Origin of the sequence: Sphingomonas populi (genome assembly GCF_004208535.1) — a bacterium.
Lineage (GTDB): Bacteria > Pseudomonadota > Alphaproteobacteria > Sphingomonadales > Sphingomonadaceae > Sphingomonas > Sphingomonas populi.
This window is the reverse complement of sequence record NZ_SGIS01000011.1, coordinates 60441-76711: the sequence shown is the minus strand read 5'-3', so window position 1 is coordinate 76711 and position 16271 is coordinate 60441. Positions and strand designations below refer to the sequence as shown.

The 16271-nt window shown below is 65.9% G+C and carries 10 protein-coding genes; 9 read left to right on the top strand and 1 reads right to left on the bottom strand.

Annotated elements, in window-relative coordinates; genetic code table 11:
• Positions 1-60 precede the first annotated feature (60 nt).
• From EWE75_RS09160 to EWE75_RS09130, 7 genes are all read left to right on the top strand, one after another.
• The gene (locus EWE75_RS09160; RefSeq protein ID WP_206364732.1) at positions 61-1563 is read left to right on the top strand and encodes a glycerol-3-phosphate dehydrogenase; all 1503 of its coding nucleotides are present in this window, start codon (positions 61-63) and stop codon (positions 1561-1563) included.
• Positions 1560-2348 (top strand): DeoR/GlpR family DNA-binding transcription regulator, encoded by a 789-nt coding sequence (locus tag EWE75_RS09155; RefSeq protein ID WP_130156683.1) that lies wholly within the window; start codon positions 1560-1562, stop codon positions 2346-2348. Before EWE75_RS09160 ends, EWE75_RS09155 begins: the two co-directional genes overlap by 4 nt.
• A gap of 75 nt (positions 2349-2423) precedes the next feature.
• Positions 2424-3680, top strand: a complete 1257-nt coding sequence (locus EWE75_RS09150) for an MFS transporter (RefSeq protein ID WP_130156681.1) — start codon at positions 2424-2426, stop codon at positions 3678-3680.
• Positions 3677-6091, top strand: a complete 2415-nt coding sequence (locus EWE75_RS09145) for a glycoside hydrolase family 31 protein (protein ID WP_130156679.1) — start codon at positions 3677-3679, stop codon at positions 6089-6091. The genes EWE75_RS09150 and EWE75_RS09145 overlap by 4 nt, the downstream gene beginning before the upstream one ends.
• A 72-nt stretch (positions 6092-6163) precedes the next feature.
• A complete protein-coding gene (locus EWE75_RS09140) occupies positions 6164-8458 on the top strand; it encodes a TonB-dependent receptor (protein ID WP_130156677.1) in 2295 nt (764 codons plus the stop codon).
• Positions 8459-8494: 36 nt separating this feature from the next.
• Positions 8495-9772: an alpha/beta hydrolase family protein gene (locus EWE75_RS09135; protein ID WP_231708288.1), complete on the top strand. Its 1278-nt coding sequence runs from the start codon at positions 8495-8497 to the stop codon at positions 9770-9772.
• Positions 9773-9789: 17 nt separating this feature from the next.
• Positions 9790-11661 carry a glycoside hydrolase family 2 protein gene (locus tag EWE75_RS09130; RefSeq protein ID WP_231708287.1) on the top strand — a complete coding sequence of 624 codons (1872 nt, stop codon included), beginning with the start codon at positions 9790-9792 and terminating at the stop codon, positions 11659-11661.
• A 19-nt stretch (positions 11662-11680) separates the two neighbouring features.
• Here the strand turns inward: EWE75_RS09130 and EWE75_RS09125 are convergent, their stop codons facing one another.
• Positions 11681-13510, bottom strand: a complete 1830-nt coding sequence (locus tag EWE75_RS09125; protein WP_206364731.1) for a diguanylate cyclase — start codon at positions 13508-13510, stop codon at positions 11681-11683.
• Positions 13511-13837: 327 nt separating this feature from the next.
• Between EWE75_RS09125 and EWE75_RS09120 the strand changes: the two genes are divergently transcribed.
• Together EWE75_RS09120 and EWE75_RS09115 are read left to right on the top strand one after the other, a co-directional pair.
• Complete coding sequence (locus EWE75_RS09120) at positions 13838-14431, top strand: TetR/AcrR family transcriptional regulator (protein ID WP_130156673.1); 594 nt, start codon at positions 13838-13840, stop codon at positions 14429-14431.
• 89 nt (positions 14432-14520) lie between these two features.
• A complete protein-coding gene (locus EWE75_RS09115; protein ID WP_130156671.1) occupies positions 14521-16269 on the top strand; it encodes an acyl-CoA dehydrogenase family protein in 1749 nt (582 codons plus the stop codon).
• Positions 16270-16271 lie beyond the last annotated feature (2 nt).

Sequence of the window (16271 nt, the reverse complement as noted above, 5' to 3'; positions counted from 1 at the left end):
ATGGTCGACCTTCTGGTCGTCGGCGGCGGCATCAATGGTGCCGGCATAGCGCAAGGGGAGATGGTCGACCTTCTGGTCGTCGGCGGCGGCATCAATGGTGCCGGCATCGCGCGCGATGCGGCTGGCCGTGGCGTGTCGGTGCTGCTGGTCGAGCAGGACGATCTCGCCGGACACACCTCCTCCGCATCGACCAAGCTGATCCACGGCGGGCTGCGATACCTCGAATATGGCGAATTTCGGCTGGTGCGCGAGGCGCTGATCGAGCGTGAGCGGCTGTGGAAGATGGCGCCGCATATCATCTGGCCGCTTCGCTTCGTGCTGCCGCAAACCCATTCGCCCCGGCCCGCCTGGCAGGTCCGCGCCGGACTGTTCCTGTACGATCACCTCGGCGGACGCGACGAGCTGCCGGGCACCAAGACGGTGCGGCTCGACCAGACGCCCTATGGCGCCGGACTGTCGGCGCGGAATGGCCGTGCGTTCGTCTATTCGGATTGCTGGGTGGAAGACAGCCGGCTGGTGGTGCTGAACGCGCTCGACGCGGCCGAACGCGGGGCGACGATCCTGACGCGCACCCGCCTCGTCGCGGCGGCGCGCGAGGCCGATGGCTGGACCGCGACGATCGCCGATGCGGTGGGCGAACGCCGCGTGCGGGCCCGCGCGCTGGTCAACGCAGCCGGCCCCTGGGTGGCGGATGTGATCGGTCGTGCGGCGGGCGCGAAAAGCGAGCGCGGTGTCCGCCTGATCAAAGGCAGCCATGTCGTCGTTCCGAGGCTTTACGAGGGCGATCATGCCTTCATGCTCCAGAATGCCGACCGGCGGATCGTCTTCGCCATTCCCTATGAAGGGCGCTTCACGCTGCTGGGCACGACCGATCAGCCCTGGGAGGGCGCGCCCGCGAAAGCCGCGATCGACGCGGACGAGACTGCCTATATCCTCGAAACCGCCAACCGCTATTTCGTCCACCAGCTCACCCCGAGCGATGTCGTGTGGAGCTATGCGGGTATCCGCCCGCTCTACGACGATCGCAAGGGCAGCGCATCGGCAGTGACCCGCGACTATGTGCTCGATCTCGACGCCGGTCCGGGGAAGGCACCGATGCTGAGCATTTTCGGTGGCAAGATCACCACCTATCGTAAACTCGCCGAGCACGCATTGGGCGAGCTCGCCCGGTTCCTGCCCGCCACCGGCCCCGCCTGGACCGCCGGCGCGGCGCTCCCCGGCGGCGCGATGCCGGGCGGGGATTTCGAACGGTTCCTGTCTGCCGCCGAGGCGGAGCGGCCGAACTTTCCGCGCCCGCTGCTGCGGCGGCTCGCGCGCGCTTATGGCACCCGCATCGCCGAAATCCTCGGCCCGGCGGCGAATCCTGCCGCGCTCGGCGCCGATCTGGGCGGTGGCCTGCACGAAGCGGAGATCGACTATCTCGTCCGCGCCGAATGGGCACGCACGGCGGAGGACATCCTGTTCCGCCGCTCGAAGCTCGGCCTGCACGTACCGGCCGAGACGGCGTCGCGCATCGACGCTTTGCTCGCGACCCGTTCCGACCTGCGGAGCGTCGCGGCATGAGCGCCATCGATACCGATGATATCGTCGTGCGGCGGCACCGCCGCATCCTCGAACTCGCGCGCCAGACCGGCAGCGTGTCGGTCGAGCTGCTGGCGACACAACTCGGCGTGACACCGCAGACAGTGCGGCGTGATCTCAACATGCTCGCCAGCCGCTCGATGCTGTCGCGCGTACATGGCGGGGCGGTGGTCACCTCCGGGGTCGACAATCTCGATCACGACGCGCGACGTCAGGTCGCGGCCGACGCCAAGGCGGGGATCGCCGCAGCCGTGGCGCGGATCGTTCCCAACGGCGCCAGCCTGTTCATCAACATCGGCACGACGACTGAAGCGATGGCCCGCGCGCTGGTCGATCATCGCGATCTGCTCGTCGTCACCAACAATTTCAACGTCGTCGATATTCTGGTCGATCAGCCGTCGATCGAGGTGATCGCGGCCGGCGGCAGGGTGCGCCGGGGCGACCGCGCGATCGTCGGCGCGCTGGCGATGGATTTCGTCCGCGCGTTCAAGGTCGATATCGCGCTGATCGGCGCGTCGGCGGTCGATCCCGACGGGACTCTGCTGGATTTCGACGTCGATGAGGTGCGCGTCGCACAGACGATCATCGCACAGGCCCGCAGCGTCATCCTGGGTGTCGATCGAACCAAGTTCGGCCGGGCCGCGCCGGTGCGGATCGCCGGGCTGGATGCGATCGATCACTTCGTCACCGACCGGCTCGACGACGCGGAGCTTGCCGCCGCCTGTGCGGCGGCGGGTGTGCATGTGATCGAAACAGAGGTTGATTGAACCGGCTGACATTGGCGCCTGAACGACCGGTCAAAAAAAGAACCGGCGGTTGGATTGAAGGAAAGGGAGACGGACTTGGGGCGTGTGCGGCATCTTCGCTGGTGGATCGTGGCATTGATCTGCGCAGGTACGGTGGCCAATTACCTCGCCCGCAACTCGCTGGGCGTGCTCGCGCCCGAGCTCAAGGTCCGTCTCGCGATGACGACGCAGCAATATAGCTATGTCGTCGGCGCGTTCCAGTTTGCCTATACGGTGATGCAGCCAGTCGCGGGGTTCATCGTCGATCGTTTCGGTCTGCGCGCCGGCTTCGCTTTGTTCGGCGTGGCTTGGTCATTGGCCAACATGCTGCACGCGCTGGCGTTCGGCTGGATCAGCCTCGCGCTGTTTCGCGGGCTGCTGGGCCTGGCCGAATCCGCCGCCGTGCCGTCGGGCATCAAGGCCATCGCCGAATGGTTTCCGGCGCGTGAGCGGTCGGTCGCGGTGGGATGGTTCAACGCCGGTACGTCGCTTGGCGCGCTGATCGCCCCGCCGCTCGTTGTCGCGGTGTCGCTGTGGGCGAACTGGCGTGTCGCGTTTGCGGTCACCGGCGCGATCGGGCTGGTCTGGGCGGCGGCGTGGTGGGTGTTCTATCGTCCGCCCGGCCAGCATCCCGCCATCACCGAAGACGAACGCGCGCTGATCGCGGCCGATCGGCCGGCAACGCCGTCGCGCCCCGCGAGCGCAGGCGAGATCGTTCGCACGTCGCGCTTCTGGATCATCGCGATCCCGCGTTTTCTGGCCGAGCCGGCGTGGCAGACGTTCAGCTTCTGGATTCCGCTGTACCTCGCGACCGAGCGCGGCATGGACCTGAAGCAGATCGCCTTGTTCGCCTGGCTGCCGTTCCTCGCCGCCGATCTTGGCGGCGTGCTGGGCGGCTATCTCTCCCCCTTCCTGATGCGCCGTGCGGGGTTGCGGCTGGTGCCGTCGCGCGTCGCCGGCGTGGTGCTCGCCGCTGTGCTGATGATCGCGCCGGGGTGCATCGGCCTCGCGGTTAGCCCGTATCTCGCCATCGCGTTGTTCTGCGTCGGCGGCTTTGCGCACCAGATGCTGTCCGTCCTTATCAATACGCTGTCCGCCGACGTCTTCACCCCGGAGGAGGTGGGCACCGCCAACGGCTTCATCGGTCAGGCGGGCTGGCTGGGCGGTCTGCTGTTCTCGCTGCTGATCGGGCAGCTTGCCGACACGATCGGCTACGCCCCGCTGTTCGCCGCCTTGTCGGTGTTCGATCTGATCGGCGCCGCCGTCCTGCTGCTCGGCATGAAGCAGCTTCGTTTACCGGAGACCGTGCGATGAAACGCGCCACCCTGTCCGATCCGCCGCGCTTCTCGCTCACCGAGCGCGCGCGCGGCCGCGTCACGCTGACCGCCGATACGGGAGCGATCGCCCATCTGTTCGTCCTCGAAGACGATGTGATGCGCCTTCTCCTGCTGCCGACCGGCGCCGTCACCAGCCCGCCAAGCTGGGCGATAGCACCGGGCGCCGATGACATCGCCGAACCGGGACGCGACCGGATGAGCGTCGAGGATTTCTCCTGCCCGGACGCCGACATCGAAGATCACGACGGCATGTTGCGGATCGAGACGACGCGGCTGCGGCTGACGATCCGGTTGCACGGCCTGCATTGCACCTGGGAACAGCGCGACGGCGACGCCTGGGCGGCAATGGCCGCCGATCGTCCCACCCAGGCCTATGACTTCGGCTGGTGGGACGGTCGCGCGCATCATTACGTCGCTCGCCAACCCGGTGACCGGTTCTTTGGTCTCGGTGATCGCACCGGCGACGTCGATCGTGCCGGCCGACGGTTTCGGCTGACCAATCTCGATCCGATGGGCTTCGACGCGGAGCATGGCGACCCGCTCTACAAATCGATCCCCTATCTGCTGGTCGCGGACGCGGCGGGGCGCTGCCACGGCGCGTTCTATGACAGCGTCGCCGACGTGACGGTCGATCTCGGCCGCGAGCTCGACAATTATCATGGCCTTTACCGCCATGTCGTGGCCGACACCGGCGACCTCGATCTGTGGATGATCGCCGGTCCCGATCCGCTTACGGTAACGCGCCGGTTCACATGGCTGACCGGCCGCCCGGCGCTGATGCCGCTTTGGTCGCTCGGCTATTCGGGTTCGACGATGTCGTACACCGACGCGCCCGATGCGTCGGCGCAAATGGCGGGCTTCCTCGCAAAATGCGCCGAGCATGATCTCGGCTGCACCTCGTTCCATCTGTCGTCGGGCTACACCTCGATCGGCGACAAACGCTACGTCTTCCACTGGAACCGGGACAAATTCCCCGATCCGGCGGCGTTCGTGGCGTCCTATGCGGACGCGGGGGTGCGCCTCGTCCCCAACATAAAACCCGTCTTGCTGCGCAGCCACCCGCGCTATGATGAGGTCGCCGCCGCCGGCCTGTTCGTCTCGGATGCGGACGGAGCGCCGGTCGAGGCGCAATTCTGGGACGAAGTCGGCAGTTATATCGATTTCACCAAGCCCGAGGCGGCGCGCTGGTGGCGCGACCAAGTCACGACCGCGCTGCTCGACACCGGCATCGAGGCGAGCTGGAACGACAATAACGAATATGAGCTGTGGGACGCCCGCGCGCGCTTCGCCGGCTTCGGCACGCCGCGCGCGGCGGCGGCGATGCGGCCCGTCCAGCCGATGCTGATGACTCGCGCCTCGCGCCGGGCGCAGCGGGAAGCCCGACCCGATCGCCGCCCCTATGTGGTGACGCGGTCGGGGACGGCGGGGCTGCACCGCTACGCCCAGACGTGGAGCGGCGACAACCGCACCGAATGGAAGACGATCCGCTACAATGCGCGCCAGTCGATCGGCCTCGCGCTGTCGGGCGTGTCGAACAGCGGGCACGATATCGGTGGTTTTTCGGGGCCGGCGCCCTCGCCCGAACTGCTGGTGCGGTGGATGCAGGCGGGCGTGCTGATGCCGCGCTTCAGCATCCACAGTTGGAACGACGACCGCACCGTGAACGAGCCGTGGATGCACCCGCAAGTGCTGCCCGCGATCCGGCGGTTGATGGCACTGCGCCAGACACTGCTGCCGTTCCTGTACGATCTGCTCCACCGTTACCACGCCGAGTACGAGCCGATGGTGCGGCCGACCTGGCTCGCCTTTCCTGATGACGCGTGCTGCTGGGCGGAGAGCGACGATCATCTGCTTGGGACGTCCCTGCTGGTGCCGCTGGTGTGCGAGCCGGGTGTGACGATGCGGAGTGTGCGGCCGCCTGCGGGCGCGGACTGGATTGACGTCTGGACCGGCATGAGAGTCACCGGCGGACAAGAGATCACGCTGGACGCGCCGCCGGACGGCCCGCCACCGCTCCTCGCGCGGGAAGGTTCGGCGATGCTCGTCGATCTTGCGGTCGGCGGCTGGCGCCCCCAGCCCTACCGGCGCGGCCTGTGGCTGTTTCCGCCACAGGCGGGTGCCTTTGCCTGTGACGCGCTTGAGGACGCCGGCGACGGCGACGGCCCGATCGACCGATGGTGCCTGAGCGGCAGCGCCGACGCCACGCAGATCGACGTGACGCTTAGCCGTGAAGGTCCAGGCACGATCGGCGATGACCGCATGGCGCTACTGCTTCCGCCGGGCGAGGCTCGAACGCTGCTGGTCAACGGCGGCAAGGGCGAGCGCGTGACCATCGACGGCCGCGATGGCGTGCTCCTGACAATACCGCCGAGAGACCATCCGCACTGACCCAACGACCTGATCGATCATTCACAACCACGCCGCCGACAGTGAATCGCGCGGCATCATGAGGAGGGGACTATGTTGACCTATCGTACCAACGTTTCGAGCGCCGCCATCGCCGCGATCCTGGCCCTGGGCGCGCCACCGGCACTCGCCCAGACCGCGCCGGACGCCACCCCGCGCGCCGATACCGCGACTGCGCCGGCCACACCTGTGGATGAGGTTGCGGTCGGCGACATCATCGTCACCGCCAACAAGCGCGCGGAGAACATCCAGAGCGTGCCGCTCGCCGTCTCGGTCATCGCGCCGGCCCAGCTCGCCGTCGCGGGCGTGCGGAACTTCGCGGATCTCGGCAAGATCGCGCCGTCGCTGATCGTGCGCCCGGCCGAGCAGCCGCAGAATTCCAACATCTCGCTGCGCGGCGTCGGCACGCTCGCGTTCGGCATCGGCGTCGAATCGAGCGTCGCGGTGCTGGTCGATGAAGTGCCGGTGCCGCTCACCGCGCGCGCGTTCACCGACCTGCCCGACATCGAGCGGATCGAGGTGCTGCGCGGGCCGCAGAGCACGCTATACGGCAAGTCGGCTTCGGCTGGCCTCGTCAACCTCATCACGCGCGATCCGACCGACACGTTGCATGTGCGCGCCAACGCCGTGGTGACGACCGATCAGGAACGTGGCGCCAATGTCAGCGTCTCCGGCCCGCTGTCGCCGGATGTCGGCTACGTCTTCTCGGCGGCATATAATTTCTGGGATGGCAACGTCCACAACGTCTTCAACGACAAGCAGGTCAGCGGTCGCGAAGCGGTGAACGTCCGGGGCAAGCTGCGCTGGAAACCGACCGACGACGCTGCGATCACGCTGTCGCTCAACTACGTCAACGGTAACACCGATGTCGGTCGGCCGTTCATCCATGTCGCGCCCGGCGCGCGGCTGCGTGGGGTCGCCACGCTCGATCCGGCGACGGTCTTTCCCGGTGTGACGATCAGCCCGGATAATCAGGACATCAGCAACAACTTCGACTCACGCACCAAATATCAGGGCGGTGGCGGCTATCTGCGCGGCGAGTTCGGGGTGTTCGGCGACATGAACCTCATCTCGATCTCGTCTTATGATCGCTATCACCTCGACGATTATCTCGATCAGGATGACACATCTTCGACGACGACGTTCGGCAACAACAATCAGATCGGCTCGTTCGATTCGGAGCAGTTTACGCAGGAACTTCGGCTCCAGTCACCTGGCGACAAGCCGTTCCGCTATACGGTGGGCGCCTATGCGGCGACCAACGCCTTCTCACGCGCCTTCGTTCGCGGACCGAATTTCTCGATCGCGAACTGGGACGCCTCCTCGAAGTCGCGACAGGTCGCCGGCTTCGTTCAGGCGGACTGGACGGTGTATCCGGGACTGACGCTGACCGGCGGCGGACGCGTGCAGAACGAGCGCGTATCGTACACCTTCGTCGATCATGCGGCGGGCAATGCGGCGTTCAGCGGCAAGGCCTATGACACCGCCGGCACGTATCGCGGCAGCGTCCGCTACGAATTCACGCCGACGGTCAGCGGCTTCTTCACCTATTCGACCGGGTACAAGGGCCAGACCTATGATCTGACCACCGGCTTCAACCAGGGCCGCGCGCAGGCCGGGCCGATCCGCCCTGAGCGTTCACGCGACAAGGAGCTTGGCCTGCGCACGCAGTTCTTCGGGCGTCGGCTCACGCTCAATGTCACCTTGTTCGATACCGATTATGACAACCTTCAGGCGCAGACGATCGAGACGATCAACGGAACGTCGAACTTCCGCCTTACCAACGTCGGCGGCCTCAACACCAAGGGCATCGAGTTCGAAGGTTCGGCGACTCTCGCCAGCGATTTCACGCTCGGCGCCTCGGTGACATACCTCGACGCCAAATACACCTCGTTCGCGGCGGCGCAGTGCTATCCGCTACAGACGCCGGCGCTGGGTTGCACCGGCACGCCCATGCGCCAGAACCTCACGGGCACCCGCGTCCCGCAGGCGCCAGAGTGGAAGTTCAACGTCAACGCGGACTATTCGCCCCGACTGACCGATACCCTGCGCGGCGTGGCCCAGGTGAACTGGCAGTATCAAAGCAGCCTCTATTATGCCGCCCGCGATCCCGAGACTTTCCAGCCCGCCTTCCACATCGTCAACGTCGGCCTCGGCGTCCGGGACGAGGATCGCCGCTGGGAAATCGTCGGCTTCGTCAACAACCTGTTCGATCAGCAATATTACAGCTCGCTGGTCAACACCTCAGCCAACTTCAGCCCTAACGGTAGCCCTCAGATCGCAACCCAGGCGCTGCTGCCACGCGACTTCCGTCGCTATGGCGGCGTGCGGCTGGCGCTGAACTTTTGAGCCGGGGCTGACATGCGGACATCAACAAGGGCGCTGATGGCGATTGCGGCCGCAGCGGCGCTGATCGGTGCCGCGCCGGGGGCCGAACCCCCGGCGCGGCCGGGGGTGGATGCGCCCGAACTCGCCCGGCTCGGCGCCTATCCGGTCGGGGTCGCCGACCTCGAACTGGTTCAGCCCGATCAGCCGAACCCGCTCAAGGGCGCCGACCGGCCACTCGTGGAAGACCGGCACCTTCCGCTCAAAATCTGGTATCCTGCGACGAGCGCCGGCCCCGGTACGATGTACCACACGGCGCTTTCGGGCGAGACCGGCGCCGATGTGCCGTTCACGATCCCGGGCATCGCGACACCGGGCGCGCCGGACAGCAACGGGCGTTTCCCGCTCGTCATCCTCGCGCATGGCTACGGCAACGCGCCCGAACTGTTGGCGTGGCTGGGCGAGAACCTGGCGAGCAAGGGCTATATCGTCGTCGCCCCCGCCTTTCGCGACCCGCCGATCAGTGACCGGAGCGCGTTCGCTGGTCCGCTCGCCCGGCGGCCGCTCGACATCGCCTTCGTCGCGGCGGAGGTACAGCGGCGCGCCCGCGCCGGGCAGGCCCCCTTCGCGGCCGTCGACCCGGATCGCACCGCGTTAATCGGCTATTCGATGGGCGGCTACGGCGTCCTCACGGCGGCGGGCGCGCCGCTCGATCCGTGGCTTGGCGGCGCGACGCGCGGAGTGCTTGCGCCTTATGCGACGGGCGGCGCGAACGCGGACCGGCTCAAGGTCGCGCATCTCAAGGCGGTGGTGGCGATCGCGCCGGCGGTGCGCCTTCAGGACAAGGCGATATGGGCAGGATCGGGCGTGGCGACAATCACCGCCCCCACCCTGTTCATCGTCGGCAGTCAGGATCATGTCGTCGGCTATGATCCCGGCGTCCGCACCGCGTTCGATCAACAGGTCCACGCCTCCCGCTACCTGCTGACCTTCAAGGAAGCCGGCCACAGCATCGCGTTGAGCGGCGCGCCGCCCGAGATGCGCCGCACCTTCTGGGACATCGACTGGCTGGAGGATGCCGTCTGGCGCAAGGACCGGCTGCTGGCGGTGCAGGCGCATTTCATCACCGCCTTTCTCGACCGCTACGTGAAAGACGATGCGACCAAGACGGGCTTCCTCGATGGGCTGGTGCCCGCTTCGGATGCCGGCACCTGGCCCGGCCTTCCGCGCGGCCGCATCGCCGCCTTCAGCCCCGGCGCGCCGACCGCGACCGTCTGGAAGGGCTTCCAGCCGAGCAAGGCGACTGGCATGATGTTCGAACACAAGCCCGCATCGTGACGGGACGGGAGAGACGCATGAAACCGCTGTTCCACATGCTTGGCTTGACGATGCCGATCGCGATAGCCTTCGCGCCGCTCGCCGCCCAGGACGCCTCTCCCGCACCGACACCCACGCCGGTGCTTGCCGCCGGCGATTTGAGGGCGGGCACCGACCTGTCGGGGCCGTGGCATTATTCGATCGATCCGTTCCGCTCGGGCATCGCCGGGTTTCACGGCGAGGCGCCTGATGTCGGCCAGCAACGCTGGCGCGACATCGATCCGCGCGCGGCGATGGCCTCCGACAACCGCGTGCTCTACGAGTTCGACCTCGGCCATTCGCCGATCACGACCCTCCCCTCCTCCTGGCTGACGGAAGCCCCGGAGCTGCGCCACTATCAGGGGCTGATGTGGTATCAACGGACCTTCGCCGCGCCACCGCGGCGACAGGGCCGCACTTTCCTGCGCTTCGGCGCGGCGAACTATGCGACAATTGTGTACCTCAACGGCCAGCAGGTCGGCCGCCATGAAGGCGGCTTCACGCCCTTCGCCTTCGACGTGACGAAGTTGCTGCGCGACGGCGACAACCAGATCACCGTTGGCGTCGATTCCGAGGCGAGCGATACGACGGTGCCGCCCGCCGTCACCGATTGGGAGAATTACGGCGGCATCACCCGGCCGATCCGCCTCATCACGACCCCAGATACCTATGTGGATGACGCCTGGGTGCGATTGCTGGGCGACGGGCGGCTGGCCGTCGATGTCCATCTCGATGGTCCACAGGCCGCGAACCGCCCCGTGCATCTCCGCATCGCCGAGCTTAAACTCGATCGCGCCGGCGTAACCGACGCGAATGGCGATTGGCGTGCGACGATGACCGCGCCGCGTGCGCTCGTCCGCTGGTCTCCCGACCGGCCGAAACTGTACGACGTCGGTGTCGTTGCGGGCGAGGATAGCTGGCAGGACCGTATCGGCTTCCGCACGATCGCGGTGCGTGGCGCGGACATCCTGCTTAACGGCAAGCCGATTTTCCTGCGTGGCATCTCGATGCACGAAGAGGAACTCGGGGTCGATCCGACGCGCGCGATGACGACCGCCGCCGCCCGCGCCTTGCTCGGCGAGATCAAGGACGGACTTCACGGCAACTTCGTTCGCCTCGCGCATTACCCGCATTCGGATGTGACGCTGCGGCTGGCGGACGAAATGGGCCTGCTGGTGTGGAGCGAAATCCCCGTCTACTGGCGCGTCGCCTGGTCCAACCCCGATACGCTGGCGCGCGCGCGAACCATGCTGGCCGAAAACATCCGGCGCGATCGCAACCGGGCATCGGTGGCGATCTGGAGCGTGGCCAACGAAACCCCCGTTACCGACGCGCGCAACGCATTCCTGCGGACGCTGGTCGCGGATGTCCGCCGGCTCGACGACACACGCCTCGTCAGCGCCGCGTTGCTCGTCGAACGGTCGAAGACGGCGGATCATCCCGTCATGACGCTCGCCGACCCGTTGGCCGATGTGCTCGATGTCATGGCGATCAACACCTATAACGGCTGGTACACGCAGGACCGGCTGACCGATCTCCCCACCAGCGAATGGCGGGTGCCGGCGAACAAGCCGCTGATCTTCTCCGAACTGGGCGCGGATGCGCGGGCGGGCTTCCACGATCCGATCAAAAGCCAAAAGTTCTCCGAAGATTTTCAGGCCGATTATTACCGCTACACGCTGCAAATGGCCGACAAGGTTCCGACGCTGCGCGGCCTGTCACCCTGGATTCTGAAGGATTTTCGGTCGCCCCGCCGGCAGAATCCCGATTTCCAGCAAGGCTGGAACCGCAAGGGGCTGATCTCCGAGACCGGGCAGCGCAAGCAGGCGTTCGACGTGCTCGCGACCTATTACCAACGGCATGGCGGTTAGGTGAGCACCGGAGCGTGAATCACGCCTCCTCGGTCGGTTCTATCGCCGTGCGGTTACGCCCGTCGCGCTTGGCGCGATACAGGGCGGCATCGGCGAGCTGGACGAGCGACGATCCGTCGTTGTTCATGCTGGCGTCCCAGGTCGCGATGCCGAAGGACATGCTGGTGCTGCCGAGCAGCCGCCCACCCTGGCGCAAGCTGATCTCGGAAATCGCCTGACGGACCGATTCGACCCGCCCGGCAAGCGCCTCGGCGGTGGTGCCCGGCGCGATGATGGTGAACTCCTCGCCGCCGAAACGACAGACGAGATCCCCATCGCGGAAGCGGCTCTGCATTTCCGTGGCGACCGCCTGCAACACGGTGTCGCCTGCGTCGTGCCCGAACTCGTCGTTGAAGCGCTTGAAATGATCGACGTCGCACATGACGACACTGAGCGGCGCGCCTGATCGACGCGCGCGGGCGATTTCGAGCGAGAGCGCTTCCTCCATATAGCGGCGGTTGAACAACCCGGTCAGCGGGTCGCGGATCGTCTGCTCGCGCAAGTCGCGCTGGAGACGATGGTTGACGAGCGCCGAGGCGATATTCTCGGCCATGACGGTCAAGCGGAAGCGATTCTCGGTGGTCACCGCGCCGAGCAGACAGAGCGTTCCGATCACCTCGCCGCCCGCCAGCAGCGGCTCGCAATGGTAGATCATCTCCGCATCCGCGACATGCGCGCAGACGATATCGCTGCCCGGCGCGCTGACGAAATGGCTCTGCCCGCGTCGTAATGCCCAGCATTGGTTCGGCGCGAAGCCCTCGCGCTCTGGCGCCAGCCCGCCCCAGCCGGCGATCGGGAGCAGCATGTTGCGCGAGTTGTTGTGGGCGTAGAGCGCGCCCGCGATCCCCGGCAGCACGAGCGGAACGAACACCCGGATCACCTGCCCCAGTTCATCATCGGTGCGCGCCGCCTGCATGCGATGCGCCATGCCGCCGAGCAACTCGATCGCTTCGCCGCGGTCCTGCAAGGCATCACTGTTGCGCAACAGCTCGTCATTGGCGATCTTGAGGTCGCGCTCGCTACGGCCCTGATCGGCGATGGCGGCTTCGAGCCGATCGGCCATCCGGTTGTAGCCGTCGGCAAGTTGTCCGAACTCGCGAGATCCCATCGCAGCGGTGATCCGCACGTCGTGATCGCCCCGGCCCAGAGCGGTCATCGCATCGCGGATGACATCGACCGGGCGGCGGATGCCGCGAATGACCAGCGCCGACACCAGCACGACCAGCAGCGACAGTAGCGACCCGCCGACCAATGCCAGTCTCTGCAATCGGGTAAGCCGCTCGCCCGCCACCGCGATTCGGGAATCCCGAAGCGAGCGCTCCTCCTCCAGAAACCCGTCGGCGAGCAACGAGATCGCATTCATCAGTTCGAGACCGTGCCCGCTGGCCACTACGGCGCGGGCTTGGTCCAAACCGCCTTGCCGGGCGATCTTGAGGATCGACCGCAGCCCGACCGCGCGCTGATCCATCAGCCTGAGCAACTCACGCGCGCGAGCATTCTGAACGGGATTGTCCGTCGTCGTCCCCACCACACGCGCGATCGCCCGGTGTGCATCGGAAATATGCCGTTCGAACGATCCGACGAAAGTATTGTTACCCGTCAGGACGAAGCCGCGCTGCCCCGATTCGGCTTCGCGCAAATCGATGAGCGCCGTCCTCATCGATCCGATTACGTCGCCCGAATGGGTAACCCACCGGAAATTTTCGCGAGTCTCCGCCGACGCCCCGGCAAGCAGCCACGCCAGCGTAAGCAAGGCGACCACGATAATAGCACCCAGTGCGGCGATCCGAGCGGTAAGCGATTGGAACATCCCAACCTCTTAGCAAAAAATCTTCAACGATAAAAAAGCTGATTTACCGCAGTGAAGAGAATCACAATGCGCCTACAACAGGTTTACATAATAGAAATGCCGCACTGCAGCGAAAATATGGTCCTACAGATTTAGCCTGGCAAGCGACAATTGGAGCGACAGGGCCTTCGGGCAGATCGCCGCAGCGTCGATGCCCCACACTTCCTCATGGTCTCCCTAAGTGAGCCTGCCCTTGGAGAGCTTTCCATCGCTTGGTCGAGGCGCCGCTCGCCAGCATAGCGGCGGAAGGCATTCCGACCATCCCCCGCGTGTGTTAGCGGATAAGGGATGACCGACGCACCTTCCGATCAGCCTGCGGCTCTCCTTGAGGAAACGACGCGTCCGCGCCGTCGCCAGATACTTGAGATTGCCGCCCGCCTGTTTGCAGCGAAGGGATATCGCGGGACATCGATGCGAGACATCGGCGAGCAAGCCGGAGTTATGGGTGGGTCGCTCTATCATCATATCCGCTCGAAGGACGCGCTGTTCGTAGAGCTTCATAATGCCGCGCTCGACGATGCGGCGAGGCGGATTGCGCGCCACGTCGCGACCCGGAGCGATCCGTGGGAGAAGCTGCACGCAGCATGCGCGGCATTGCTCGAGATTCAGCTCGATCCAGAGTCTTTGACCCTGCCAATGATGAACGACTTTCGGGAAGTGCCTCCTGCGGTTCGGCAGCAGCTTATCGCCCGCCGTGACGCTTTCGAAGACCAGTTCCGAGAGCTGGTCGAAGCACTGCCCCTCGCTCCCGAATTCGACCGCGCAATTTATCGCAACCTATTGCTTTCGCAGTTAAATTCTGTCTCCGATTGGTATCGACCGGGGCGGCTGTCACGCGACGAAATCGCGACGCAGATCCTGGCTATTTTCAAACACGACTGAGCGTCGGTGGCATGCCGGCCCGCCGTACGCATTTGACTGTAACAGATGTTTGGTGTATCTTCTTGTCACCATCAACGCCGAGGTTTGCGATGCAGGGCTACACACCGCCAACGGAAGATTACCGCTTTCTGCTTGGCGAGGTGCTCGGCTTCGACGCGGTTATGGACGAGCTCCACAAATCCGTAGATACCGATTTCGCCGTCACGGTGCTCGAAGAGGCTGGCCGAATGTGCGCCGAGCGGCTGCATCCCATCAACCGGGATGGCGATGAGGTCGGCTGCCAGCTCGTTGACGGTACGGTGCATACGCCACCCGGCCTCGCACTTGCATATCGCGACTTTGCTGATGCCGGATGGACCGCTTTGTCCGCCGATCCGGCTCATGGCGGCCAAGGCCTTCCCTACGTGCTTCAGCTCTGGCTCGACGAGATGATCTCGGCTTCCAACGTGTCGTTCGGTCTGTTCCCTGGCCTAACGCGCAGCGCCACGGAAGCAATCGCGCACCACGCATCCGATGATCTGAAGGCGATCTACCTCGAACCTCTGGTCAGCGGTGCTTGGACCGGCGTTATGGCGCTGACCGAAAGCGGCGCCGGCACGGATCTGTCGTTGTTAAAGACGAAGGCGGTCGAGACCGGCGGCCGCAGCTATGCGGTGACCGGAACCAAGATTTTCATCTCGTCGGGCGATCACGATTTCGGTGGGAACATCGTGCATCTGGTCCTCGCCCGGCTGCCCGATGCCCCCCCCGGGGTGAAGGGAATAAGCCTGTTCCTCGTGCCCAAGTTCCTCCCCGACGCGGCGGGCGGCTTCACGGTCCGCAACACGCTGTCGGTCGGTGCGCTCGAAAAGAAGATGGGCATTCACGCGCAGCCGACCTGCGTCATAAACTATGACGAGGCAACCGGCTGGATGGTCGGAGAGCCCAATCGCGGCCTCGCTGCCATGTTCACGATGATGAACGCCGCGCGGTTAATGGTCGGCATCCAGGGGCTCGGCCTTGCCGGCGCTGCGTATCAGCAAGCGGCTGCCTACGCGCAGCAGCGCCTGCAGGGTCGCGGCGCGGAAGGGTCGTCAGGACCGGTGGCGATCATCGAACATGCGGACGTTCGCCGGATGCTGCTCGGCATCCGCAGCTTCGTCGAGGGCGGTCGCGCTTTGGCTGGTTGGACGGCCCTGCAGGCCGATCGCGCGCGCAGCCATGCCGATGCGCGCGTGCGCGCCGAGGCGGATTCGCACGTTGCGCTTCTCACGCCCGTCATCAAGGCTGCCTTCACCGATCTCGGATTCGAGAGCGCGGTGCAGGCGCAGCAGGTGTTCGGCGGCCACGGCTACATCCGCGAATGGGGCATGGAGCAATATGTCCGGGATGCAAGGATTGCGCAGATCTACGAAGGCACGAACGGCGTCCAGGCGCTGGATTTGGTCGGCCGCAAGCTGGCGCTCGCCGGTGGCGCGGTCGCGACCGGATTCTTCGATCTGATCGCCACGGATCTCGATCAGGCGAGCGAAACGGCACAGGCGGTCCAGATCGCCGAGGCAACCCGCGAGGCGTTGGAATTGCTGCGCGAATCCACGGTGACGTTGCACGGGGCGAGCGTCGACGCGATCGGCGCGGCGGGGGTTGAGTATCTTCGGCTGTTCGCATTGGTTTGCCTTGGCTGGATGTGGGCGCGCATGGCGGCGGCGGCAGCGGGGGGCGACACGCCTCTGCACCGCGCGAAGCCGATCGTCGCCAATTTCTTCGCGCAGCGCGTGCTGCCGCAGGCGCGCGGCCTCGCCGCGAGCATCGCCGCCGGTGAGACATCGATCATGGCGCTCGACGCCGCAGCATTCTGAGC